17 protein-coding genes and 1 pseudogene are annotated in these 25,487 nt (G+C 51.4%); 5 read left to right on the top strand and 13 right to left on the bottom strand.

Annotated elements, in window-relative coordinates:
- Positions 1-130: 130 nt before the first annotated feature.
- On the bottom strand, positions 131-424 hold the full coding sequence (locus tag ACKU4E_RS12670) for an integration host factor subunit alpha (protein WP_320171440.1): 294 nt from the start codon (positions 422-424) through the stop codon (positions 131-133).
- A gap of 134 nt (positions 425-558) precedes the next feature.
- Positions 559-981 carry an HIT family protein gene (locus tag ACKU4E_RS12665; RefSeq protein ID WP_320171439.1) on the bottom strand — a complete coding sequence of 141 codons (423 nt, stop codon included), beginning with the start codon at positions 979-981 and terminating at the stop codon, positions 559-561.
- 179 nt (positions 982-1,160) lie between these two features.
- Between ACKU4E_RS12665 and ACKU4E_RS12660 the strand changes: the two genes are divergently transcribed.
- Both ACKU4E_RS12660 and ACKU4E_RS12655 read left to right on the top strand, forming a co-directional pair.
- Positions 1,161-2,192 carry a radical SAM protein gene (locus ACKU4E_RS12660; protein ID WP_320171438.1) on the top strand — a complete coding sequence of 344 codons (1,032 nt, stop codon included), beginning with the start codon at positions 1,161-1,163 and terminating at the stop codon, positions 2,190-2,192.
- Between the two features lie 221 nt (positions 2,193-2,413).
- On the top strand, positions 2,414-4,081 hold the full coding sequence (locus ACKU4E_RS12655; RefSeq protein WP_320171437.1) for an FAD-dependent oxidoreductase: 1,668 nt from the start codon (positions 2,414-2,416) through the stop codon (positions 4,079-4,081).
- A gap of 121 nt (positions 4,082-4,202) precedes the next feature.
- Here the strand turns inward: ACKU4E_RS12655 and ACKU4E_RS12650 are convergent, their stop codons facing one another.
- Complete coding sequence (locus ACKU4E_RS12650) at positions 4,203-7,088, bottom strand: insulinase family protein (RefSeq protein ID WP_320171436.1); 2,886 nt, start codon at positions 7,086-7,088, stop codon at positions 4,203-4,205.
- A 243-nt stretch (positions 7,089-7,331) separates the two neighbouring features.
- Between ACKU4E_RS12650 and ACKU4E_RS12645 the strand changes: the two genes are divergently transcribed.
- Positions 7,332-7,961 (top strand): redoxin domain-containing protein, encoded by a 630-nt coding sequence (locus ACKU4E_RS12645; RefSeq protein WP_320171435.1) that lies wholly within the window; start codon positions 7,332-7,334, stop codon positions 7,959-7,961.
- Positions 7,962-8,174: 213 nt separating this feature from the next.
- Entirely contained in the window at positions 8,175-9,002 is an 828-nt protein-coding gene (locus ACKU4E_RS12640; protein WP_320171434.1) for a methyltransferase domain-containing protein, read from the top strand.
- A gap of 115 nt (positions 9,003-9,117) precedes the next feature.
- Here the strand turns inward: ACKU4E_RS12640 and ACKU4E_RS12635 are convergent, their stop codons facing one another.
- The 9 genes and pseudogenes from ACKU4E_RS12635 to ACKU4E_RS12595 form a co-directional block, all read right to left on the bottom strand.
- A complete protein-coding gene (locus tag ACKU4E_RS12635) occupies positions 9,118-9,501 on the bottom strand; it encodes a hypothetical protein (protein WP_320171433.1) in 384 nt (127 codons plus the stop codon).
- 21 nt (positions 9,502-9,522) lie between these two features.
- Positions 9,523-9,783, bottom strand: a complete 261-nt coding sequence (locus ACKU4E_RS12630) for a helix-turn-helix domain-containing protein (protein WP_320171432.1) — start codon at positions 9,781-9,783, stop codon at positions 9,523-9,525.
- 275 nt (positions 9,784-10,058) lie between these two features.
- Positions 10,059-11,651 (bottom strand): glycosyltransferase family 39 protein, encoded by a 1,593-nt coding sequence (locus ACKU4E_RS12625; RefSeq protein WP_320171431.1) that lies wholly within the window; start codon positions 11,649-11,651, stop codon positions 10,059-10,061.
- Between the two features lie 334 nt (positions 11,652-11,985).
- A pseudogene (gene fliN, locus ACKU4E_RS12620) lies at positions 11,986-12,231 on the bottom strand (flagellar motor switch protein FliN); the annotation flags it as partial.
- 132 nt (positions 12,232-12,363) lie between these two features.
- Positions 12,364-13,329 (bottom strand): hypothetical protein, encoded by a 966-nt coding sequence (locus tag ACKU4E_RS12615; RefSeq protein ID WP_320171430.1) that lies wholly within the window; start codon positions 13,327-13,329, stop codon positions 12,364-12,366.
- The gene (locus tag ACKU4E_RS12610; RefSeq protein ID WP_320171429.1) at positions 13,330-13,605 is read right to left on the bottom strand and encodes a hypothetical protein; all 276 of its coding nucleotides are present in this window, start codon (positions 13,603-13,605) and stop codon (positions 13,330-13,332) included.
- A 159-nt stretch (positions 13,606-13,764) separates the two neighbouring features.
- Positions 13,765-14,922, bottom strand: coding sequence for a hypothetical protein (locus ACKU4E_RS12605; protein WP_320171428.1), 1,158 nt, complete (start codon positions 14,920-14,922; stop codon positions 13,765-13,767).
- 56 nt (positions 14,923-14,978) lie between these two features.
- On the bottom strand, positions 14,979-15,575 hold the full coding sequence (locus ACKU4E_RS12600; protein ID WP_320171427.1) for a 3'-5' exonuclease: 597 nt from the start codon (positions 15,573-15,575) through the stop codon (positions 14,979-14,981).
- Between the two features lie 398 nt (positions 15,576-15,973).
- Positions 15,974-17,560, bottom strand: coding sequence for a peptide chain release factor 3 (locus ACKU4E_RS12595; RefSeq protein ID WP_320172638.1), 1,587 nt, complete (start codon positions 17,558-17,560; stop codon positions 15,974-15,976).
- Between the two features lie 420 nt (positions 17,561-17,980).
- Between ACKU4E_RS12595 and ACKU4E_RS12590 the strand changes: the two genes are divergently transcribed.
- Positions 17,981-18,955: a hypothetical protein gene (locus ACKU4E_RS12590; protein ID WP_320171426.1), complete on the top strand. Its 975-nt coding sequence runs from the start codon at positions 17,981-17,983 to the stop codon at positions 18,953-18,955.
- Between the two features lie 7 nt (positions 18,956-18,962).
- On the opposite strand, the gene ACKU4E_RS12585 is transcribed toward ACKU4E_RS12590, so the two are convergent.
- Complete coding sequence (locus tag ACKU4E_RS12585) at positions 18,963-25,379, bottom strand: AAA family ATPase (RefSeq protein WP_320171425.1); 6,417 nt, start codon at positions 25,377-25,379, stop codon at positions 18,963-18,965.
- Positions 25,380-25,487: the final 108 nt, after the last annotated feature.

Genomic DNA, 25,487 nt, shown 5'->3' with positions numbered 1-25,487 from the left:
CTGGTTTTTACGGTTGCAAAATATTAACGGTACGCAAAACCAACTACAGGACCCAATGGTTATGCATCGGGCCCGTATTGTTGATAACTTCAGCCGGTTTTCCCGGCCGGGCAGAAACTTTTGCGTCAGTCTAGCCGTTAAGCTCCGACCTGAATTTGCGGGAGAGCCTGAAGACCACAACCTTGCGTGCAGGCAGTGTAATGGCTTCATTGGTCTGGGGATTGCGGCCCTTGCGTGCGTTCTTGTCGTAGGCTTCGAATTTGCCGAAACCACTGACCAGCATGGCATGATCGCTTTTGATCGCCTTTTTCATGATGTCCAGAATGGATTCCACCAGCTCTTTGATTTCAGCTCTGTTCCGGTCGGTTTTTTCGTAGATGTAATCAACAACGCTGGCTTTAGTAAGGGTGTTTCCGGTAGCCATTTCCTTTCCTCCGTTGTCCCCGGCCCTGAGGTCAGGGGCGGCGGGTTTAATGTTATCCGCTGCAGGATGCTACAGACGGTGATGCAGGCAAGGCGTTATCGTTAGAAGCAAGTTGTTAACACGTTATTAACAAGTTATCTCTTTATCATCTTTTCTATCTTTAATGCAAGGTCCTGGGCCTCATCCATGCTTTCATAGCTGCTTTGGTCCCAGTGCCTTAGGCCGTCCTCCCTGAAGCGGGGGATCATGTGCATGTGGGCATGGAAAACAAGTTGCCCGGCAGCTTCATTGTTGTTCATTATAAGATTAAGCCCGTCTGCGCCGGTAGCTTTTACTATGGCATCACCGGCAATCTTGGTTGCAGTAATGATTTCACTGCCGAGATCTGCCGGGAGGTCCCATATGTCACGGTAATGCTCTTTGGGTATTACAAGAGCATGTCCCTTGTGTACCGGGCCTATGTCCAGAAAGCTCAACAGCCGGTCCGTTTCGTATATTTTGAAACACGGTATTTCTCCGGCTACTATCTTGCAGAATATGCAGTCCTGATTACTCATGGTATATTCGGTCGTAATTCTTTTGTTGCATGTTATGACAATTCTTCTTAAACGGATCACAGATGACCGCAAAAGATATTTTAACGTTATATTTAACCGACCATTTTTTTTTAATCAAGCTAATTTATTAAATAAAGATTTAAATCTATCGTCTTTTTCCGCATATGAGCCATCCCATAATGAGCCAGACAACCTTCAAACACCCTGAGCCGAAGCATGTAAAAAAGCGTATCTGGCCGGTATTCATGCCTTTTTTAGGATGTCCGTCCCGGTGTGTCTATTGTTCACAGGAGAGGCAGACCGGTACCGGTCTGCGCTCTTTAAACGATATATATCAAGATATTGAAAGAGAAATTCCAGAGTTTTTCAAGACCGGTGAACGCGACCCCATGGAGCTGGCTTTTTTTGGAGGAACTTTTACCGCACTGCCTTTTGAATGGCAGATGAGATTCATCGGACTGGCCGAGAGATTCAAGCGGGAAGGGTTTATCACTGCGGTGCGTTTTTCAACCCGGCCGGACTGCATTGATGCGAACCGGCTTGAGAAGCTCAAGGAAGCCGGGCTGGACATTGTCGAACTGGGCATCCAGAGCTTTTCCGCGCTGACCCTTAGGCGCTCGGCCAGAAATTATACCCCCGAAACTGCTATAGCCGCCTGCCGTACTGTTAAAACTGCGGGGCTGTCTCTGGTCATCCAACTGCTTCCGGGGCTTCCGGGATCGCAGGAAGGGGAGTTCCAGAGGGATGTGGCGCAAACAGTGAAACTCGGTCCGGACGCGGTAAGGCTTTATCCCTGTCTGACCGTTGCCGGGACTGTTTTGGAGCGTCTCTACAGGGCGGGGAAATACCGTCCATGGACCCTGGAGCAGACGGAGATTGAACTTGCGCATGGACTTATGCAGCTCTGGCCGGCCGGAATTCATGTTATCCGCATCGGCGTTGCGCATGAAGAGGGGCTTGCTGAAAGCATTGTGGCCGGTCCGTTCCATCCCGCCCTTGGACAGGCGGCCCGTTCAAGGGCCTTGTATCTTTTTCTCGGCTCAAAGCTCGCGCAATACAAATCCGGCCCTGCCCGTCTCAGCGTTCCGGCCAGGTATTCCGGAGAATTCTGGGGTCATAAGGGAAATCTCAGGGAATTGTATGCCGGTCTGGGATTATCCCCGGAGAACGTGGTCTTCAAAAATACTGATGAGTTTATTTTGGAATTTTAAACACCAATTTATACAACGAATTGTGTTTCTTTTAGTAAATATTCCTGATAATACTTGGTGTCTGTGAAAAACATCTGCCGTTTATGCCGGGGTCCCTTCCCGGAACAGGCAAAATAGGTCATATTGATAACAGCACCATATAGATTAATCAGCCCTGCCACGGTTTTTAAGCCGCTGTATTCCCGAAAGCGGTGCGGCAGGCGACCAAGGAGACCAGTCGTATGAGTTCACTCAGTGCAGAAGATCGGTATCGCAATTTCATCCCGGACGAGAGTCGGCAGTATCTTGAAAAAATGTTCGCCGGTTTCAAGCGCAATGTCGCCATTGAGATTTATACCAAAGAAGGGTTGCACAACGAATATAATGAATTTTCCCTTAAGCTCTGTCGGGCCCTGAATGTCATGAGTGACAAAATCGAGCTCAGGGAGTTTGCGATGGATAGCGAGGAGGGGCGTGAGCGCAAAATAATTGCTTCCCCGACAATCCTCATTGCGCCGGACAAGTACGATATACGTTTTCTGGGTGCTCCTGCCGGTGAAGAAGGCCGTGCTCTGGTCGAGGCCTTGAACCTTGCTTCCAAGGGTGAGGAGGGGATTTCCGAAAGCGCAATGGAAATTCTCGGCAAACTCAAGGGAAACAGGCTGGTAAAGATTTTTTCCAGCCCGTCCTGCCCGTATTGCCCCGGCCAGGCCATCAACGCTTTCAAGGCTGCTGTGGGCAGGCCGGATAAGGTTTCGGCCTGGTGCATTTCAACTCTCGATAATGAGAATATGGCCCGCCAGTATAACGTAGGATCAGTTCCGCATACCGATATAAATGATACCGCCACGTTCAAGGGGCTGGAGCCGGAAGACCAGTTCATGATCCAGCTTCTGTACATGAAGCCGCTCAAGGAGATTATGGAAGAGAATCGCAAGGAACCGGAGCAGCAGGAAGAAAAGGAATACGAAGATGTCGATCTGGTGATCATCGGCGGAGGACCCGCCGGTATGAGTGCCGGAATATATGCGAAGCGCAGCGGCCTTAGTTGCGTTATTCTTGAAAAGCAGGGTGTCGGTGGTCAGGTGGCCCTGACTCCGAAGGTGGAGAATTATCCGGGGTTCACGCACATTCAGGGTTTTGAACTCGTGGAAATTTTAGGTGCCCATGCCCGTGAATATACCCGGATCAATCAATTCGTAGAGGTCCGGGACATCAAGGCGGGAGAGCGTTTCGAGATTGCGACTGATGACACGGTCTACCGGGCCAAGGGGATTCTGCTGGCAACCGGTGTGAATGTGCGCATGCTGGGCGTGCCGGGTGAAGATAAATTCTACGGCCACGGGGTAAGCTACTGCGCCACCTGTGACGGCAATTTCTACCGAGGCGGTAAGGCTGTGGTGGTCGGCGGTGGAAACACGGCCCTGACCGATGCCCTGCACTTGAAGCATCTTGGAGTGGAAACGACCATCATCCATCGCCGCGACAGATTCAGGGCTGAGAAGGTGCTGCAGGATTCAGTTGAGCGCGAAGGAATCAAGGTGATCTGGAATAGCGAGGTTACCGAGATAATCGGTGATAAGCAGGTTGAGTCCGTGCGGGTGAAGAATAATGAAGACGGAAGTGAAACAACGCTTGATACCGACGTTGTCTTTGTCGCCATCGGACATACCGCCAACACATCCCTTGCGCAAAAACTTGGGGTGGAACTGCGTGAAGACGGTTTCATCAAGGTTGATGCCGGACAGCGTACCAGCGTCGAACGGGTTTACGCTGCCGGAGATGTCACCGGCGGAGTGCGGCAGATCATAATCGCCACCGGGCAGGGGGCCGCTGCGGCGCTCACCGCGTTCGATGATTTTGCCCGGACTTTTTCGGAAGAAAAGAAAATGCCCGTAAATATCTGGTGAGCCTGTTGAGGCATCAGACGGATTTTCAGGCCTGTATTCAAGATAATAAAGACCTCTCGCCAAATGCCGCCGGGCAGTTGGCGAGAGGTCTTTTCTTTATTACTGTTGTTCTGGCTCCCGGCTAGAGCACATCCTTCAGTTCAAGGGCGAGCCCTGAATCCTGCATGGCTTTTTTGCCTCCGAGCACAACTACATCTCCGTGTTCGGCCACGGCTTTGGCGGCTTTGGCAAAATTACGGAAATCCTGCGCACTGCATCCCAGCACCTGTTCGCGTATGGACTGCCTGAAGGCTGCGTCTTCGCGGCAGAGATGGCGGACCATGGAGGTATAGCCCTTGGCATCCGGCAGCATGTAGTTGTCTATTTCGCCTATGCCGCCGAGCACTGCTTTTTCCAGCTCATCGCTGTTCAGCTTGAGGTCGGACAGATAGTCGGCCACGGCATCATAGGTGTCGAGGGTGCGGGTCAGGTTCGGGTCGCGGTATGAGACAAAGCTCAGGCTGCCGGAAGTGCGGTCGAGCATGGAGAAGGAGCCGTAAGCTCCGCCCTGCACACGCACTTTGTCCCAGAGATAACCGGTGCGCAGATAGCGGCTGACAACATGGGCCGCTCCCGTATATTCATAGCCGTACTCGGATACTTTGGCTCCCTTGGCAACATAGTTGACCTGAGCGGGAATGCACAGTCCTTCCGCTGCGGGAAATTTCAGCATAGTCCGTTGTGCTTTGGTGCTGTTTCCTGCGGGAAGCTGTCCGACCATGGAGGCAATATCAGCTTCAACATCTTTGAATGATTTCCCATCCATGGTGATGTTGGACAGCAGGGTGCTCTTGCTGATGATTGCGGTCCGTACAGCTTCGAGGTCTGCGGCCACGGAATCGAAATCGTTTTCAACCCGTTCTGCCAGTTTGCGCAGAAATTCCAGCCCGGAGATGCCGTTCATAAGCTCGTTGATCAGGCCTGCTTCATTGAAACGGGCTTTCATGCGGGTCGCGGCCATGATGTGTCCGGAGGGCACAAGGGATTGTTCCTTACGGGCCTTGGATTCAAGCACTATCTGGCGGATGCGGTCCCGGTTATCAAGGGATGCTTCGCGCAGCAGTTCCGAGAGGATTTCCAGCAGATCATCAGTCCGCTCTGTCGTGGCCTTTGCCCGCAGTACAAAGCGGGAGCAGGTATCATCGGTCATGTGAATGGGGGTCACGATGGCGGCGTGATGTATGCCCCCGGTCTTGGCGGCCATGCGTCTGGTCATGGTTACAAAATCGGTGGATCTGGTTCCAGTCTGGAGCAGAGCCCGACCGAAAATCGGGAGGTAAGGGACAAGCCTGTCTTCCAGTCCGGAAAAATCAAAGGCCAGATCGAGGTACATGATCCCGTTGGTGTCCAGATCGTGAAAGAGGGTGTCGCCCTTTTGGTCGCAGACGATTTCCCGGCCTTCCTTTTCAATATCGGCAATGGTGAGTCTGGGGATTGTCGCCAGAGCTTCGGGAGAGTCCTCGGCTTCCTGTTCCGCCTGCAGTTCCGCGGCCTTCTTGAGCACGGACTGGTATTCGCTTTCATCCATGGCTGAGCGAGCCTTGTCCAGCCTTGCTTTTTCATCGGCTTCCCGTTTCGGGCCGACTTCGCTGTCCGGTATCATGAGAACGCTGGAACGATAGCTGTTGTTGAGAAAAATCTCGCTGATCAGCGGCTCGAAAACGTTTTCGCCATTTTCCAGACGTGCTTTCAGTTCCGCCAGCGGCTGTTCGTAGCGGACGTATTCAAGCGGGTGTCCATCGTAGAGCCAGGAAGTCATGGCGGTGATCATGACCGACAGTCCGCGGGGGTAGGAGCCGGTATTGTTTTCGCGCAACTGAAATTCAATGGTGTTGAGCGCCGCTTCTATGTCGTCCTTTTCAACTCCGTTTTTCACAATGTCCCGGAGCGTTGCGAAGATTATTTCTTCGACCTTCGGTCCGTCTTCGGCCTTGATGCCTTTGAGACCGGTAGAAAAATAAAGCTGCCGCAGTTCGTTTTCAAGCCCCGCCCCGGCGAGATCTTCGCCAAGACCGGAATCATTGAGGGCCTTGCGCAGAGGCGAGGAGGGGAGACCGATGAGGATTTCCTCCAGCACGCTCAATTCAAGATCAGCCATTGCCTCGCGTCCGCGTGAAATACCGAAGTTCATGGTGAACATGGCTTTCTGGGCATCATCGTCGGAAGCGGCGTATTTTTTTACAACCGAGACCGGTTCCTTGAAAGGAGTCTGCATGCTGATTTCGGAATGGGGATCAATCCGATCATAGCGGGAAAAGTATTCTTCCAGCATCACCAGACGGTGTTCCGGGTCGTCGTCACCGTAGAAAAAGGCGTATGCGTTGGAAGGATGATAGTATTTGCCGTGAAATTCGATAAATTCCTCAAAGGTCAGTTCCGGGATGACTTCCGGATCGCCGCCGGAATCAAGTCCGTAGGTGGTGTCCGGAAACAGGGAATGCTGCGAGTGTTCATAGAGCAGACTGTCCGGTGAGGAGTACGCCCCTTTCATTTCATTGAAAACAACTCCCTTGTAGCTTAAGGAACCGTCTTTTTCAGGAACGTAGTGCCAGCCTTCCTGCATGAGGGTGTTGGGTGTCAGGTTCGGGAAGAAGACCGCGTCCAGATATACCCCCACAAGGTTTCGGAAATCCTGTTCATTGGGACTTGCGACCGGATATACGGTCTTGTCCGGATAGGTCATGGCGTTCAGGAATGTCTGCAGCGAGCACTTGAGCAGCTCGACGAACGGTTCCTTGACCGGGTATTTTTCCGATCCGCAAAGTACGGAATGTTCAAGAATATGCGGCAGGCCGGTGCTGTTGGCAGGCGGGGTGCGGAAGCTTATTCCGAACGTTTTGTTCTCGTCATTGTTGATTACCGACAGAACTCTTCCGCCGGTCTTCTCATGTTCATATATAACGGCCTCGCCGTTCAGTTCGGCTACGTATTCGCGTGATATTTCTTTAAAGCCATGCGTTTTGCTCATTCAGGAACTCCATTATGTTTGTGATCAAAGCAAATTAACCAAATAAAACATCAAAGGCAATATTCTCTTTATATGCTCTCTTTATAATAAAGTTTAAAATATTAAATATTTAAAAAATTATCGAGAAAGATTACGATTATCGTTGACACGGGAATCAAATTTGCCTAGTGTCAAATCAACGAATGAGAAGCATTACTATTAAGAAAATTGAAATAAAGATTTCAAACCTACAGGAGATAAAAAATGAGTTGTGAAAATTATGAAGAAGTTATTACACAGGCTGCTATCGGAGAAAAAGTTCCCGATTTCACAGTAGAAGCATACGACCCTGAAGATTGCGGCTTCTGCGAAGTCAGCTTTGAAGAAATCAGGAAAGCCGGAAAGTGGCTGGTCCTGTTCTTCTACCCCGCAGACTTCACCTTTGTCTGCCCGACGGAACTGGCCGACCTTGCAAATAAGCATGCCGAACTGCAGAAACTCGGTTGCGAAGTGGTTTCCGTATCCACGGATACCAAGTTCGTACATCTCGCCTGGAAGAACGACGAGCGGTTGCTCAAGGACGTAAAGTTCAAGATGGCTGCTGACCCCACTGGCGAAGTTTCCGACTTCTTCAGTGTCTACGACCACACCACAGGGCAGGCTCTCAGAGGAACCTTTATCGTGAATCCTGACGGGGTTCTGGTGTCATCCGAAGTCAACTACTACAATGTCGGCCGCAATGCCGAAGAACTCGTTCGCAAGGTAGAAGCAAATGTCTACCTCAAGGATCACCCGGCAGAAGCCTGCCCGGCACGCTGGACCCCCGGCGACAAGACTCTGACCCCCAGCGAAAAGCTGGTCGGAAAGGTATACGAAGAACTTAACGGAGATTAACTCCTTAAAAGCGTTGACCATTACAGTCTACCCCACAGTCGGCGCGTTAGATAACTACACCTCCTCTCCTCGTTAACCCCAGCAGCCCGCCCGGAACATCCCGATGTTCCGGGCGGACTTGTTTTTTGTCGACAGTTACATTCCGTTTCACGCGGTTAGTGTTTGACCGGTCGCCATATGCTGATTATCTACAAGGATAGGGCTTTGCTCTGCGTGTCTGATTTAACATATGCAAAGGTGGAAGTTATGGTCTGGAACGGCGTGGACGCTGAAAAATTCGATACCTGGTTCAAGACTCCCGAGGGCGGTTTTGCTCTGGAGCAGGAAGTCCTGATCATGGACAGCCTTATTTCCGCATGGCCCCGGCGCAAGCGTAAGCTTCTTGAAATCGGCTGCGGTACGGGGCTTTTCCTCGACCATCTTTATCGGTGCGGTTTTGATATCACCGGTGTTGATCGTTCTCCCGTAATGCTTGAGGCTGCGCGGAAAAGACTTGGCAACCGGGCCTCCCTGCACCTGTGCAACGGCGAGAGCCTGCCTTTCGACGACAATGAATTCGATTTTACCCTGCTCTGGACCGTTCTGGAATTCTGCTCCGATCCCGTGGCAATGCTTTCGGAAGCAGCGAGGGTTTCCGCCGGGGGGCTGCTTGTGGGGTTCCTGAACAGGCATTCCATCTATTTTTTCACTCACGGCAGGATGTGGGCATGGGCATCTCCCAGCACACTTCGTTCGGCACACTGGTATTCTCCATCTGAAATGCGCAGGATGATCAAGGACGGCAGCGGCTACAGTCCGGCTGCAATCCGCTCGGTACTGCCCGGACCGATGTGGAGCTGGAAAGACAGAACTCCCTGGAAACAGTTGAACGGGATAATCTATCCCCCGTATTTCGGAGCATTCACCGCCTGCCGGGTTGATTTCAGCAACCGCAGGCCCATGAATCCTTTGCACGCCTGGAAGCATATCCCTCCGGTAGCAACCATGGCAAAAAGCAAGCAGCTGAAGCCTGAATGCTTTCACGATTCGGAACAGGGTTGAGCTATTCCTCCATGGTTACCCATAGTAGCTGCAAGACATGCAAAAGCCCCGAGATTCGGAAGAATCTCGGGGCCTTCTTGTGTACCGACGCTTTGTACTTCGTGTAAAAAGAAAATTATTCGTTTACCGCGTCCAGATGTTTCTGGAGGGTCTCCATTTCATCTTCGGAGTAGAGTTCCGCCTCTTCCGCCAGTGCCTGAGCAAAGAAAGTAAGCATGTTTTCAGTTTCCAGCCCAAGCAGGATGGAGCCGTTTGAAACCATGCAGACTTCACCCTGATCTTCCAGCAGGTAGGCCCTTCTTTCCCTCTTGATGCCGTCTCCGTTAACTACGCTGTAGCCGGTTCTTCCCTGCTCTGTGCTGTAGATTTTTTCCGAGACAAGTTCTCCTGTATTTTCATTGAAATGCAGGGATTCATTTTCCAATTTCCCGGTAAAGGAAATTGCTCCTCCGAAATCATTTTCCAGAGTCACCCTACGCAGGGCAGCCTTCTTTTTCATGATTTTGTCCACCGATGTTTCTCAAATGGGCAGTTTCAGTTGTTCAGGGCCTTTCTTGTCATCTCCAGACTTTTTCTTCTTCGGTACCGTGAGTCCGTTTTCTATGTATTCCAGCAACGAACTTTCCGGAACACGCCACTGGCTGCCGACCTTGATACCTCGAATCCGTCCCTCCTGAATCAGCCGGTAGGCGGTTCTGGGATGGATTCTCAGCGTGTCAGCGATCTCACGCACCGTGTAGAGTGTAGGCGAGGGAGTCAAAGACTTGTCCTGATTTTTCAAAATTACACTACGATGTACTCCTTATGACATTATTTGTCAAAAAATGTCAAAGAATGACATCCCTGCGCACAACTTTCTGCCACAATACTACAACAAGCATCAAATTATGTGGAATCATAATGAAAATAGGCCCGCACCACCCCGAAAGCCGGTACGGACTGCAAGGGCGGTGCAGAAAAAAAATTAAAAAAAATGGATTTTTGATGAACCGTGAAAGGAAAACACGGCATTCTTATCCGGTAATGGATGAGAACGCCGTGTTTATTATGGATGTCTTAAAAACGAAGTTTGTGGTCTTTGGGCCAGTATCCGTTGTAACCGTAACACAGATAGATTGTGAACTTGCGGGCCGGTTTTCCGCGGAAGGTGGTCTGGATGTGTATTGGCGGGCTTATGCGCTTGAACATCTTTACCAACTCCCGGTCCGGTTCTCCCTTGAAGTTCTTGAGCACGTACACGCAGTCCCAGCCTGTTTTGTCTACTGGGCCGGGCCAGAGGTCGTACTGGTTCATGCGCCGGTCTATCCATGCGCAGTAGGTACGCGGCTGACCGGGTACATAGAAAGCCAGAGCGGCGGTCATGTCGTATAATTCGCTCATTACAAAGACTTTGTCCGGATCCTTGAACTGGCTTTTTTCCAGCTCCGCGACCTGCTGTCCCAGATCGGTCCAGCCCTTGAGTCTGTGAGTGGGATTCAGGTTGTCCGGCAACGGCACCAGATTCTGGAAATGCAGAATCAGGAAGATCAAGACACTGAGGAAGACCCACAGGGAACGGAACCTGCCCCGTGCTGTCCAGAAGTGTTCAAAGGCTATGCCTGCCAGCATGACTCCGCCGACATAAGAGATTACCGCCCAGTTGCCCAGAACCTTGGCGTGAAAACTCCAGACAAAGAAGAACGCCCAGACCGGCAGGAAAAAAACCGCCAGCAGTGCGGATTGCCTGTTGTTCAGCCCCAGTCTGTTGTCATTCCTGCTGCCGAGTATGAAGCGCAGGGCCGTAATCCCGCCGATGAACATGAAGACCATCCACCACGGTGAAGCCATTCCGATCTGCTCCCCGAGGAAGGGCAGAAAGCGGTCAAAGCGGATCAGTTGCGAAGCTTCCTTTCCGGATGCGCCGATCAGGTAGAGGACATGTTTGTAGCCGACAAATCCGTTTTGTATATTCCAGATCAGGGTCGGTAGAAATCCAAGGAAAACACCGGCTGCGAGGGCCGCGAAAAGTTTGAACCAGAATCCTTTGGGAAGCTTTTCCCGGCGCATCAGCAGCAGACCGTACATCACTGAGAGGCCGATGAATCCGAGCATGGTATATTTTGCAAGAATTCCCAGGGCCAGAAAGAACGAAATCAGCAGAAACGGTCTGGTTCGCGATTGATTGGAGTCGCGGTCTATGCCCGGAGGGTAGGGGATGGAAGCATCATACAGCGCAAAAAGAGCGCATGACCAGCAGAGAATGAACGGGTTGTCGGTGGTCATCATTATCCCGAGGGCAAGGAAGACCGGCATGGAATTGTAGATGATCAGTGTCCAGATTGCTGCCGCAGGTTTTTTCCACATCTTCGCCATGCCGAAGAAAAGTACAAACTGGGTTATGAATGACCCTACGACGGACCCGAAGCGCACTCCGAATTCGGTGTTGCCGAAAATGGATGTAAACGTTGAAATAATTACGGCAATGAGCGGACCTTTGGAATAATAGGTCAACTGCATGTGCCGGGTCCAGTCCCAGTACTGGGCTTCGTCCTGTACCAGATTGAGCTGCCCGGTTGCCAGAAACCATATTCTGGCGAAGGTTGTGAAAAAGATTATGCCCACAGCCCACAATACCGGCTTTCGGGAAAATGATTCGGATAGGGATGACACTTTGACGCAACCTCCTGCGCTGCAAACAACGGCCTGCATACTTCTCATGTATGCCTTTTCCGTGACGGTTGTATATAAATTTGAAGTTAAGCTGATTAAAATGCGGCACCGGTTTCGAAAAAGAAATCGGCCTGCCGAAGAAGAATGCGTTTACCAGAAAGAATCCGGGGCATCAAATTCTACAGTGCTGCAAAATTTCTATAGCACGACATCGGCAGCGATGATCAGGTATGTGTTGAACCTGTCAGAAACATCCGGCCTAGAAAGTGCGGCTCCTTGCCAAAAAGAAACCCCCGTAATGCGGGGGTCTGATAACTTCAGTCTGCAGCGGTTCTTATAGTCCCAGACTTTTGATCCGGTCCTCCGGCTTGATTATTTCCGTGACCCGGAATCCGAAATTTTCGTTGATGACAACAAGTTCACCCCGCGCAACGAGGCGTCCCTCAACGTACATGTCCAGAGGTTCTCCGGCCAGTTTGTGCAGTTCGATAACCGTTCCCTGTCCAAACTGTATTATTTCGTTGACCAGGAGTTTGGTGCGGCCCATCTCGACCTTGATTTCAAGGGGGATGTCCAGAATCCGTTTCAAACTGTTGTCGGCTGCCATGAATTTCTCCGCTATCAAATTGTTTACTTATGCGCAGATTAGCCCAAAAAGGAGTAAACAACCAGTAAAACAAAACAGGTTGGCCCGACCGGGCAGCGACAGAGTTTAAAAGGTGAGAATGTAATACACAATCCCGATAAGAAGCAGACTTGTCGTGCGCAGCAGCTGGTTGCAGAGGATTAGTTTGAGGGCGATTTTTCCCCTGAATATGCCGGCGTAATAAGGCAACTGGTGACGCAGGGCCCGCATGGGAGTCGAGAGGATATTACCGGCCATCAGGGCAAGGACGATGCTGTGCGGTTCAAGTGTGCCTGCGCTTAGCAGTGAACCTGCTGCGGCCAGTCCGGCCGTAAATTCAGCAGCAAGGCTGAAAGCGATTATCCCGAAGATCTGCGGATTGAGCCAGGACAGGAAAGACAGGTGGCCGCTCAGCCAGGATTGGAAGTCGGTGAACACTCCGTAGCGGCGCAGAAAGAAGAAAGCGACATAGATGGGAACTGTGATGAATACAACGCGAGGCAGTCTTTTTTTGAGTCTTTTGACAGCCTTTGTGATGATTGCGGAAAATGAGCCCGGTTCCTGTTCCTTGAGCCTGCCCATCACATCGGAGCAGCATTCTATCGGGGGCAGGGTCATCCTGCCCCAGAGAACAATGGCCCCGGTGCGTAGGATTGCCGCGATGAAGGTCAGTCCCACATAAACAAAGGCCACGCTGCCGATGAAAGGGGCGGCGATGAAGAAAACAGTGGGCATGTGCAGGAAGTATGTAGGCAGGCTGTTGAAAAGGTTGGAGATCAATAGTTCCCGGTCGGAGATATCCCCCTTTTCGTATGCCTCGGACAACATGGAGTTGGCCGCGACTCCGGAAAAGAAGGCCATGGCGAAACTCGCTCCGCTGATGTCCTTGAGTCTTCCTGCGTGGATAAGTGGAGTAGCCAGACGGCCCATGGCCCTTGTCCAGCGCAATCCTTCAACAATATTACCTACCAGCAGTCCCAGGCTTATGAACAGGATCAGCCGTATAAGCGGCCATCCCAGCCCGTTCCAGAGAATTTCGGGGGAAAGAGTCAACTAAACCTGCTTTGTTTTCCATGTATCCGCTTTGGTTATACTCAGTTGCGAATGCTCGTTTTTAAGTGCGCCGATAGCGGTCAGTTCGGTAAGTGCGGCCTTGAAGTCCGCTTCGCCGCCACTCCATTTGGCAAGGCAGCTTTCAACAGTAATGGGCTGGGGTCTGGCTGTGCAGTTTTTGTCCGGGTCTATCCTGTTTCCTTCCAGCCCCTCGATGAGCAGAAAAAGGGAAACGGCTTCAACTGAAAGTCCGAGATCAAATATGGTAGTGGGCATTTGGTCCTCCGTATTTTTTCAGGCTGCAGAAAGATATACCCGAACAGTTGCGAGTACCAGCTAAAAATACCTTCAAAGGTTTAAGCTGTTGCTTTTCAAAATGCTCGTATTCAGTCAGTCCACAGGTATACCTGAAGCTGCAGGATGTATTGCCCGGCTTTACCTGAAGGAACAGCCGTTCTTTCCGCAGTGAATTGTTCCCAGAGTGTTTCCTGCAGGATCTTTGAGCACACATTTTGAAAGCGGGCTGCCGCAGTGCTGGAAATAATCGGCGAGGGTTTTGTACAGCTGCATATTGGCTGATTGTGAGCGGCCTTTGATCGCAGCCGGGTTTACCGTGGCAAAAAAGGTGTCCCCACGGGATGATGTCCGGGTAAAGAGACTGCTTCCTGTCGCGGTGTTCAGGTTGCCGAATTTTTCAAGGCCGTCCCTTTTGGCCGAGTAAAAAGCATGCTTCTGGGCGTAGAACTTAAAAGTCGGGTTGAGTTTCTGCAGTGCCGCATAGCCGTTGACGTTCTTCAGGATCATGTATCCGGGCAGATGGCGGACATGGCTGATGAGCAGTTCTTCCTCCATTCCTGCGAGAGCCGCGGAGTACTCTGCCGGACAAGCGCTTTCCCTTTTATCCATATCGGAATTATAAGCGATCACACATACTTTCTTGTCCGGTCTCGGTGTGGTTTTTGCCACTTTTTCGAGAAATTGTTCGGCCGTGGCCAGCGGGGTTTCCGTGGAGGTGATGAACAGGTAGAAATCTCTGTTTATTTTCAGGTCCAGAATTTTTTTGTCCGCACGGGCCATTTTTTGGCATGCGGCTATGAATTCACTTCGGTCCTTTATAAGCCGGACCCTCTTGCCGTAGTGTTCCCTGCGGGCTGCATAGTAGGCATTGGCCGGTGCAAGTTCGCAGAGTTTTTCATAGCCTCTCAGGTTTTCCTCGGCTTCAGCGGGGTTCAGTGCATATACGTATTTGTAGAGGAGCCCGGCAATATCTTTTCTTTTCAGGCCGGAGTCCATACCGCCTTTGATCATGTTGAAATCTTTATCCATCATACAGACCGAAGTTCCTGAAAAATCGCATTTTCCGGAGTCTTTTTTTCTTAAGGCCTTGATTTGCGAGATTATTTTTATGCTTGTTGTCCGGCTATCTGAGTCCAGTATGGCGAGGAAGCCCGTATCACTTTGTTCCACAGCCTTGATCCCTGAAATTTTTTCGAGTCGTTCCGAAAAAACAGCGGGACAGTCCTGCTGTGCAAAGAGAGGCTGTGCGGTTGAAAGAATAGCGAGAATTGCTAACAGGATCAGTCTGGTTTTCATGGGGTCCTCTTTTATATCTGCGGGTGGTGGGTTCCGGATTACGTTCCGGCAGCAGGTCAAAGTACGCCGAGTTCCTTGAATTTGAGATATATCTCCCTGCTGACCCATGCGTCTGTGGCCGCGTAGGTAATCTGCTGCGGGGTCAATTCCTTGCGTCCCCAGTTTGAACACTGCACCCCTTTGGATATGCGGAATCCAAGCAGGTTGGCAGCCAGATTGCGCAGGCCGTTGGTCTGCATTTCAAGTGATCTGGCAAGGTCTCCGAGGTCTACAAAGCCTCTGCCTTCGAAAGAAGAAACTTCCCGCAGTTCTTTGACATCGTTTATGACCGCCACACCGGTTTTTATTATATCTGCTGAGGAAAGCAGCGTTTTTATGCATTCCGACAGGGGGATGTGGTTGAGATGCAGCAGGTATACGCAGCTGTCTGTGGCAAGCTGTATGAGTGAAGGAGGGTAGGATACTCCCTTCCTGAAAACCGGCCTTGTTTCGGTATCGAAGCCCAGCAGTCCACAGCGGCTTATTTCCTCTATTGCCGCAGGAACATCCTCTTCGGAGTCAATCAGCCTGATGGGGCCGTCATATTGCTGCAGGGGCAGTTCGTTTATTTCGTCTTTACTGAATTTTCTTTTATATTTTTCAGGTATCTGCATAAAAATTGAAATCTGTTCCGGTATTAATTGAAAATATTCGGACGCAATGCGTGCCGAATCCTTCCTACCGGCCCGTGATGTCTCAGATAAATCTGAAAAATCACGGGCGGGCAGGATGCTGGTCTGGCTTTTCACCCGTACAACAAAAGGCACAGCCCTTGAAGAATAACCGCGGCGCAGGAAATTTATATTTCGAGAGACCGTACCGTAAAGTTGTAACTGTCCTGCTTTTGGATATTAAGCTATCAGGAGTTCGTCAACCCCCCGTCTGCTCGTAACGTCCTCTCTGTTTTCATGTGCAACAGACCACAAAGCAGCACAACCGGCTTATGTCGTGTGAAATAAGCCGGTTGCACAGTTTTATCAGGAGTTCGTCTCCGAGAAGACTGTGGAGATGTTTACTGATGTTCTCTGGTTTTATGAAATGTTATTTTAGGCCATTCTTCTTCAGCCTGCTGCAGACGCCACTGGCTGGGAGCGAGAAAGGTCAGGTTTTCATCTCCGTCCAGAGCCACAAAGCGGGGATAGCGTTTTTTGATCCCGTCAAGTTCCCGGCTGTCTTCACTGCTTATCCAGCGGGCAGTGTGGTATTCAACCGGTTCGTATAGTGCGGAGACACCATACTCGTTCTTAAGGCGGGACATGATGACATCGAACTGGAGCAGCCCGACTGCACCGAGGATATTGTCGTTGTTGCCGAGGGGCTTGAAGAGCTGCACCGCACCTTCTTCGGCCAGTTGGTGCAGTCCCTTGTTAAGCTGTTTGCTCTTGAGCGGGTCCTTGAGGATGACCCTGCGGAAGTGTTCGGGGGCAAAGTTCGGAATTCCGGTAAATTTGAGTTCTTCCTTCGAGGTGAAGGTGTCGCCGATTTTTATTGTTCCGTGGTTGTGGACCCCTATGATGTCGCCGGGAAAAGCCTCCTCGACGCCGGTACGGTCCTGAGCCATGAAAATTGTGGCATTGGCGATCTGAACTTCCTTACCGATGCGGTGGTGCCTTACCTTCATGCCGCGGGTGAATTTTCCGGAACAGATGCGCATGAAGGCAATGCGGTCCCGGTGTGCCGGGTCCATGTTTGCCTGGATTTTGAATGCTACTGCGGAAAATTCATTTTCAAATGGAGAAACTTCGCGGGTGGTTGTTGCACGAGGCCGGGGATGCGGAGCAAGTTCCACAAACGAGTCGAGCATTTCCTGCACCCCGAAGTTGTTGATGGCACTGCCGAAAAAGACGGGGGTCTGTTTTCCTGCCAGGTAGCGCTCCTTGTCAAAGGGGTATCCGGCTCCTTCAAGCAGTTCCAGCTCTTCGCGCAACTGGTCGGCCTGATCTCCCAGAAGTTCGTCCAGCCGGGGGCTGGACAGGTCCTTGATGACTTCGCCTTTCTGGATTCCTCCGCCGTGTACGGCAGAAAAAAGGTGCAGTTCGCCTTTGTGGATATTGTATGTTCCCTTGAAGTCGGAACCCATTCCGATGGGCCAGCTTAAGGGGGCGCATTCAATTTTGAGCGTGTCCTCGATATCCTGGAGCAGGTCGAAGGGGTCTATGCCTTCACGGTCCATCTTGTTGATGAAGGTGATGATCGGGGTATCGCGCATGCGGCAGACTTCCATGAGCTTCTTGGTCTGCATTTCGACCCCTTTGGCGCAGTCGATGACCATCAGCGCGGAGTCCACAGCGGTGAGCACCCGGTAGGTGTCTTCGGAAAAGTCCTGGTGACCGGGAGTGTCCAGCAGGTTTATTTCGTAGTCGCGGTAGTTGAATTTCATAACCGAGGTGGTTACGGAGATTCCGCGCTCCTGCTCCATGGCCATCCAGTCGGATGTGGCATGGCGGTTGGCCTTGCGGGACTTGACCGTTCCCGCCATCTGGATTGCTCCCCCGTAGAGGAGAAGTTTTTCGGTCAGTGTGGTTTTACCGGCGTCAGGGTGGCTGATGATGCCGAAGGTTCTTCTGCGTTCAACTTCCTTTTTCAGTGCGGTATCTATATTCCGGGACATGATATATTTCCTGTATCTTGATTTTTATCGGGCCGGGTGAACTGTTGTAGTATCCTGACGCGCATCGGCTCGGTCGGCCGTGCGTTGCGAATTTCATATTCAGGGTCGTTCACCGCAAGTGCTGGATTGTCCGTATCAGGATTGGCGCAAAGGTCAAGAGCTAGTTTTGCATGGATGTGGATTGCGGGTGTGCTTTTGTGGAAATGGATCGGAAAAAAAGGTATGCTTTTTCTTCGGCGGCTGTTTGATTAATTTTCGGCAGGGCATATCTGTATTGTATACACAGACGGACCGGATGTTTCAGGTCGGATTGCAACTTTCGGAGTCCTGCACACTTAAGAGATACCGCATAAAAAGTAAATTTTCCGGAATATTATGCACGTTGAAAGAATAAAGGCGGGTATATAAATGATAAAGAAAGCCAGTTTAAGGCTGTTGCAGCGTCCGGCCATGCCGGAGAATATTTTGGCGGAGACTGTATACCGCAGGACTTCTCTGGCCGAGGATATTGATGAGGCGGGCAGGCCGGGCAGTGAGCTTGACGGTTCGCTGCTCATGAACATCCTGGTTAAGTTCTTTCACGCCTATGTTTATCCCGGATCGCATGAAAATGTTCTCGACCTCGGAGAGGTTTCTCTGCTTTTCGATCGTTTTGTGCACCGCAGGCTCGGAAGTGACGTGCTTGAGAACTGTCTTCCATTGCGCCGGGAACTGCTGTCTTACGGGTTTGCCCTGTGCATGCTGGCTGATCTGCCTAAAAGCGCGCATATTTTCAAGGCCATTGCAGAAGCCGATCCGGTGCTGGAAGGAGACGTTTTTACCGGGCTGGACATCGGTTCGGGAACCGGGGTGCTTATGCTGGCCATGAGTGTGCAGGCCCGCAGAAACGGTTTTGCAGGGGTTTCTCTTGTAGGTATGGAGCGCAATCAGATTGTGGCCGAGCGCACCAACGAGGTTCTGGGCCGTCTGGGGCTGGGCAACGTGATTGTGGCTGATGCAAAAAAGGTTGAGAGCTATGGCTTTCTTGGAGACCGCCGACTGCATTTTATCAGCAATGAAACACTGCCGAGCGTGAACCGCAGCCTCTGGAAAGAGGACTTCATTTTCATAAACAGGACCTTGTTCGATGCTTTCCCGGAACAGGTTGCGCAGGCCGGTTTTTTCCCGGAAGCCGTGCTTGTGGGCCGCAGTCCTTCAGAGATGCTGACCGTTCTGGACAGTTCCGGGGGGTTCCAGCTTAGTGCTGAGGGCTACCCGCTCAGGCTTATGAAGCCTTACGCAATCAGTCTTTCCGGTTTTATGGTCCCGATGGATGAAGTCGGCAGTTCATATCTGGAATTTATTCCGGATAGTTGGAAGACCGTGCTTACCCGCCGCTGGTGACAGGAGGTTATTCGGCCGGTCCGAGGAGATCTTCCAGAAACCGGAGCAGTTCCTTCTTTTTGACCGGTTTTCCCATGTGGGCTGTGCATCCGCAGTCCAGACATCTCTGCTCATCTTCGCGGAAGGCGTTTGCGGTCAGGGCCAGAATGGGGGTCTGCGCCAGTCCGTTGTCCCTTTCGTATGCTCGTATGGCCTTTGTGGCTTCGTAGCCGTCCATAACCGGCATCTGGATATCCATGAGAACAATGTCGAAGTTTCCATTCATGTATTCTTCAACCCCTTCCTGTCCGTTTACGGCATATGTTATCGTGTAGGGTGTTTTTTGCAGGAAAAGATCAATAACCATCCTGTTGTCTTCCGAGTCTTCGACCAGAAGGATGGAATTCGTTTTGTGCAGTTCCGTCATTTCGCCTTTTGTATCCTGTTTAGCGTGGTGTGCGGCAGTCTGCGAGGGCTGTCCGTCATCCGTTTCTCCGGGGAGCATGCAGTATGCGTTGGAGAATTTTATGTCATCCACCACCGCTGCCGGATGTGCCGGCCGATGAATCCAGCCTGCTCCGAGTTGTCTTGCTCTGGAAGTTTCTCTGGATTGCGGTTTTGAATCCATGATTATGATAAGTTTCCAGTCCCTGCAAGGCCCGTTCTTAAGTGTCCTGGCTATGGCGAAACGGTCATCCGTCCAATCCGGGTGACCGATGATAATGACCTTTTCCTCGAATCTGGAAAGGGAGATTTCCGCAGCCTTTGACGAGATTTCGCCCAGACTGTCTGCTGTGACGGTTTCCGCTCCGATATCAGTAAGGCCCCGGCAGAGAAATTCCCTGCAGGCCGAGTTTTTGTCCACCACAAGTATGATGGTGTCTGCGAGAGGCGGCGGTATTTCCGGCTGAACCGGGAATCCCACCGGAATTACGAACGCGAAGGTGGACCCTTTTCCCTCTTCGCTGCTGACAAAAAGTCCTCCGTGCATGCTTTCCACCATGCGGGTGCAGATAGACAACCCCAGCCCGGTGCCGCCGAAGTTGCGGGTGGTGGATGAGTCCGCCTGGGAGAATGTTTCGAATATGAAATGCAGCTTGTCCTGCGGTATACCTATTCCGGAGTCGGTGATGAGAACGCGCAGCAGTCCTTCATATGTAATTGACGCTTCGAAGGTTATGATTCCGTTTTCGGTGAATTTAAGAGCATTCCCCACAAGGTTTACGATTATCTGCCTGATCCGTGTCGGGTCCCCGGTGATTATTCTCGGTACGTCCGGATGAATGTACCAGCAGAAATCAATCTCTTTGGCCTGGGCACGCAGTCCGAAAATGGAGCCTATGTCCTCGAACATTTCTTCAATGTTGAAATCTATTTCTTCGAGATTGATCTGGCCCGCTTCAATTTTAGAGAGGTCAAGGATGTCGTTTATAAGCAGGAGCAGGTTTTCCCCTGCGTTCCTGAAAATTTTCACGTAATTACGCTGAATCTTGTTCAGTCGGGATTCCCAGAGCATGTCGGCCATGCCCAGAATGGCGTTCATGGGTGTGCGTATCTCGTGGCTCATGCTGGCCAGAAAGTCGCTCTTGGCCTTGTTTGCCGCATCGGCGGCTACCTTTTCCTTTTCCAGTTCCCGCGCTTTTCTTTTTTCGGTGATGTCCTCCAGCACTCCCTCGATGCAGTTTTCCATGTTTTTACCGTTTCGGTGCAGCGTTACGGTCATGTTTATCCATACGGGAGTGCCGTCCTTGCGGCGCATGTTCACTTCCCTGTCCCGGACAATCATTTCGTCCAGCAGTTCTTCTAGTATCCTGTCGTGCATTTGCGGATCGATGAAAAACGATCTCAGGGGGATTCTCCGGAATTCCGTCCAGTCCCGGTATCCGAATATTTCTGAAAGAGCCCTGTTAGCCTTCACAAGTCTGCCTTCCCGGACAGCTTCCGCGCGAAAAGCACCCACGTTGATGCTTTCCAGAAGGGTCCGGTGCTGAGTCTCGGATTCGCGCAGTTCGGAGTACAGCCGGGCGTTCTGAATGGCTATGGCTGCCTGTGAACAAAGCAGATTCAGCACTTGCAGCCGGTCTTCGGTAAATACCCCGGAGGTCAGATTGTTTTCCAGGTACAGCACTCCGCGCATAATGCGCTGGTTGAGCACGGGCATGGCCAGTATGGATTTCGGTCTTGTGCGGATGACGTAACTGTCTATGGTAAACGGTCCCTGAGCTCCGGCATCACGCAGGACAATGTTGTCCCTTGAGCGCAGGACGTAATTTACTATGCTTTTGCAATAAAGTTCCCTGTCCTGATCAGGATTGATTATGGTGGTGATGCCTGTTTCAGAGACAAAAGCATGGGCTGCAAGTTCGAGGTTGTTGTTATTGATCAGCAGCAGAGAGGCTTTCTGCGCTCCGGCGTTTTCCGTAACGATGCGGATCAGTTTATCCAGCAGCCTGTCCAGTACGATTTCGCCGGAAATGGCCTGTGATGCCCTGATAACTGCCGAAATATCAACTGAATGGGGCTGCTGAATTTTGTCCTGCAACTGGTTCTCCATCAACAACTGACCCGGCGAATTCAGGAGCTGTCTGTTGTCCCGCAGGAGAGTCTTTACTTTGGCCGTTGCGCCCCATTTCCCGTAGTGTCCGCATGCCTCGGAGAGCAGCGCCAGCCCGGATATTTTTCCTCCTATGGAAAAATGGAAGTAGGCTGCGCGTTCACAGGCCAGACCTGAAAAACCGTTTGCCCCTGTTTTCTGGGCGCTTAGAATCGCCTCTTCATAAAACCGCAGAGCTTTGCTGTTTTCGCCCTTAAGTCTGGATTGTTCGGCCCTGGCCAGACTGTACATAGGCCTGAAATTGTCCGGGCAGGACTTCTCCCATCGTCCTAGTCTGTCCACGGATTTGCCGATTCTGCCGAGGTATTTTCTGCTGATGTCCGGGGGAGAGTCCCGGTGGACTTCGGCCATGTTGATTATGCTGAACAGATGGAAAACCGGCACGATGAACATACCGAACATGGTCTGTTCAACCCTGTCGTACATACGTTCAATGTACTCCAGAGCCTTGGAGTGACAACCGAAAAAGGTGAGGGTTATGATTTTGGAGATGCCGGTCCAGTGTTCGGTAACTTCCGAACCGCTGCTTCTGGACATGTTGATAAGCATGACTTCCCTGAATCCCTCGTCATCCAGGTAGCCGGGGGTGAAGGTCCTGCCCTGCAGGCTTTTGCCCATCTGTATGGCCAGGTCTAGTACGCCGTTGCCCAGGGAGTTGTTGTTTTTGCGTATAAACGGCGAGTATTTCATTGAGGAGTTGTAAACATCGTCTATGGATTCCCAAAGCAGGAATCTGTAATACACAATAAAGTAAGCGCAGTAGCGGGCATAGGCATTGTCTCCGTGGCGCAGTCCGCTCTGATACGCGCTTTCAAGTGTACTGATGCTCAAGGACAGGGGAGCAAGCCAATGATCGTGCATGGCACCGCGAAGCATGGCTATCTTGGCTTCCAGTTCGGTATTGTCGAATCGTTTGTTCAGTTTTTCGGCCAGTTCGGCAAATTTACCGGATCGGTTGAAATCAGAAAATCTTGCTGCAATGAACATGGCATAAAACATATAGCCATAGGCGGAGGAGGGGGCGTTGCCATGTCTGAGCGAAAGGCGGACCATTCTGAGCACAATGAACAGTACCAGTTTTTTGTTGAACATGAATGCCGGGGCAACTGTGTACATCAGAAGCCGCATGGTCTGCCGTTTTTCACGGTCTTTCATTTCCGGCATGTTCAGGATTGATTCTGCCGAGCGTTTGCGCAGGCACATTCTGGTTTTGAACAGTTCCAGAGCCAGATCAGTTTTTCCGGGCTTGGACGGTATTCTGATCCCGTACAGCTCAAGCATTTCCAGTCCGATGCCGACTGCTTCCTGATAGCGGCTTTTATCGAAGTACAGTTGTATTTTGGCGATGTTCGCCTTCGCCAGATCTTCCTTGGCGGCGGAATGCTCCAGGATTGTACGGAATATTTTTTCGGCCTGTTTAGCGGCTCCGCCAAGGAAAACACATTCGAACCAGTCAAGATACATGTCGAATGTATCCCGGTAGTTGTTTTCCCAGCCATCTGCACCAAACAGCCTTACAGCGGTGGAAATATATTCGGCCGCAGGTTCAAAGGCGGAACTGTGCATGGCCTTGCTGCCGGAGAGAAGAAATATGCGTGCAACATCCGCCTGCTCATCTTTTGAAGTCACTCCATGCAGGCACAGACTGAACTGTGCGGCTGTTTCAAAGACATCGTCCGGCATGGATGATTCCTTGAACCTTTTAAGCATGATTCTTCCTATTTTCAGGTGCAGGTCTGTCTTTTCCCGGCTGTCCAGCATGGAATAGGCCGCCTGTTGCACTCTGTCGTGCATGAATGAAAAAAAACGCGGAGGTTCTGTTTTGCCGGGGATGGGGTGTGTGATAAGTCGGTCTTCCTCGGGGACAATCAGACCTTCCCGGATGGCGATGGCAAGATAATCGGAGATTACATCTTCAGGAGTATCCAGAACCGAGGTGAGCGTATCCAGATCAAAAAGCTCTCCGATACATGCGGCCGTTTTCAGGATTTCCTGTCCTTCCGGAGGGTGGGATTTGATCTTGTCGATCATCATTTCCACTATATTGCCGTCCATGGACAGGTTCCGTATGCCCTGCAGGTCCCATTCCCATTTGTTTTCCAGCTTGTTGAACTCGATCATGCCCCCCCGGTGGAGATTGCGCATGTATTCATGGACAAAGAGCGGGTTGCCTCCGGTGCGGTTGAAGACGAGTCTGGCAAGACCATCTGTCTGATCCTTATCGGCACACAGGGTGCGGCATATGAATGCCTGCACGTGGCGCAGGCCCAGCCGTTCAAGGGTTATGGTTTCAACGTTCGGGTCAAGTTCTTCAAGCCCGGTCAGTTCCGTCAGTATGTTTTCATTGAGCGGCAGGCCGGTGCGGTATGCTCCCACGATTATAAGGTAGGATGTTTCCTCGTCATCAAGCAGTTTTCTGATCAGTTGCAGAGAAGAGGTGTCCGCCCACTGCAGATCATCCAGAAAAAGTAACAGAGGTGTCTCCATGCTTGGAAAGACCCTGATGAAATCCTTGAACGTCCTGTTGAACCTGTTGCGGTCCTCCGCGGAAGGCAGTTCCGGAGGCAACGGCTGTTTGCCGATCAGCTGTTCCAGTTCGGGGATGACATCCGTTATGGCTCCTGCATTGGCTCCCAGCACACCGGTAATGCGTTTTTTCCAGGCCTCCATAACCGGGGCGGGGCTGTTCAGTTTTTTACGGAGCAGATTCTGGAATGCCCGGACTATCGCGCTGTATGGACGATTTCCGCGGAACTGGTCGAATTTGCCGCGTATATATTCGCCTCTTTCTTTCAGGACGTGTCGCTTGAGAGATTTGATAAGGGCTGTTTTGCCGCATCCCGGCTCACCGCGTACAATCACCAGTTCAGAACTGCCTAGTGCGGCCCTGCTGTATGCAGCGAGAAGCTGTTTTGTTTCTTCCGTCCGCCCGAAAAGTCTTTCGGGCAGCATGAATGTGTCGGAGATATCCTGGCTGCCGACAGCAAAAAAGTCGTATGAATCCCGGTCGCGAAGTATCCTGAGGCAGGCTTTGAGGTCCTGAATGATGCCGTGGTCCGACTGGTAACGGTCATCGGGACTTTTGGCCATGAGCTTGAGAATAATTTCGGAAACCGGTTCCGGAATTTCTGGATTTATTACAGCGGGTGACTGCGGCATTTTGGCCAGATGACTGTGGATCAGTTCAAGCGGGTCCGCGGATGTGAAAGGTCTGGTCCCGGTAAACAGTTCATAAAGAGTTGCACCCAGAGAGTAAAAGTCCGAACGGCGATCCAGACCGTTTCTGATTCTTCCGGTCTGCTCCGGGGAAATGTACGGCAGGTTTTCATCCGGTATAATTCCCGTAGCTGGGCCATGAGAGTTGTCGGAAATTCTTATTCCGTACTGCAGGTTGAGCAAAAGCGAGTCACTCAAATCATCGGCAACCGCTATGCTTGAAGGTTGAATGTTCCTGTGCAGAAATCCCTTTGAGTGAATCTTGCTTACCGCCTTCGCCGCATTCAATGCGATTTTAACCCTGTCCGCAACGCCGATCCGGTTCTCGCTGATCAGAGTGTCGAGCATCGTGTATCCCCGGTCTTCCAGCACCAGGGCGAGAGAATTGTCGGTGGTGAAAAGTGTTACAGTCGGAAATACTCCCGAAAAACCGATTTCCTCCATGATGGAGTATTCATTTTTAAGCCCGGCCAGAATTCTGGGGGAGGGGGTGTCCGAGCTGGGTGATTTTATCAGCACAGGATGTCCGTCATCCTCCCGCACGGCGCGCCAGAGGCTGATGTCTGTCCCTTCCAGCATGAGACTGATGTTTTCGTAGCCGGTCAGATTGATCATGCGCGGCTTTCCTCTTTGCTGCTTTGGCGTATCGTGACGCCGTCCACCGCCGGGGAGACCGGCCCCGGCGGTTTTACGATGAGATAACGGAACTTATAGGAATAATAT

This window comes from Maridesulfovibrio sp., from assembly GCF_963677005.1.
Taxonomy (GTDB): domain Bacteria; phylum Desulfobacterota; class Desulfovibrionia; order Desulfovibrionales; family Desulfovibrionaceae; genus Maridesulfovibrio.
This window is presented reverse-complemented; position numbering and strand designations above follow the sequence as displayed.

Bases quoted from the DNA above. Each gene is read 5' to 3' on its own strand.
- ACKU4E_RS12670 (WP_320171440.1), bottom strand. From the start codon at position 424: ATGGCTACCGGAAACACCCTTACTAAAGCCAGCGTTGTTGATTACATC.
- ACKU4E_RS12665 (WP_320171439.1), bottom strand. From the start codon at position 981: ATGAGTAATCAGGACTGCATATTCTGCAAGATAGTAGCCGGAGAAATA.
- ACKU4E_RS12660 (WP_320171438.1), top strand. From the start codon at position 1,161: ATGAGCCAGACAACCTTCAAACACCCTGAGCCGAAGCATGTAAAAAAG.
- ACKU4E_RS12655 (WP_320171437.1), top strand. From the start codon at position 2,414: ATGAGTTCACTCAGTGCAGAAGATCGGTATCGCAATTTCATCCCGGAC.
- ACKU4E_RS12650 (WP_320171436.1), bottom strand. From the start codon at position 7,088: ATGAGCAAAACGCATGGCTTTAAAGAAATATCACGCGAATACGTAGCC.
- ACKU4E_RS12645 (WP_320171435.1), top strand. From the start codon at position 7,332: ATGAGTTGTGAAAATTATGAAGAAGTTATTACACAGGCTGCTATCGGA.
- ACKU4E_RS12635 (WP_320171433.1), bottom strand. From the start codon at position 9,501: ATGAAAAAGAAGGCTGCCCTGCGTAGGGTGACTCTGGAAAATGATTTC.
- ACKU4E_RS12610 (WP_320171429.1), bottom strand. From the start codon at position 13,605: ATGCCCACTACCATATTTGATCTCGGACTTTCAGTTGAAGCCGTTTCC.
- ACKU4E_RS12605 (WP_320171428.1), bottom strand. From the start codon at position 14,922: ATGAAAACCAGACTGATCCTGTTAGCAATTCTCGCTATTCTTTCAACC.
- ACKU4E_RS12600 (WP_320171427.1), bottom strand. From the start codon at position 15,575: ATGCAGATACCTGAAAAATATAAAAGAAAATTCAGTAAAGACGAAATA.
- ACKU4E_RS12590 (WP_320171426.1), top strand. From the start codon at position 17,981: ATGATAAAGAAAGCCAGTTTAAGGCTGTTGCAGCGTCCGGCCATGCCG.
- ACKU4E_RS12585 (WP_320171425.1), bottom strand. From the start codon at position 25,379: ATGATCAATCTGACCGGCTACGAAAACATCAGTCTCATGCTGGAAGGG.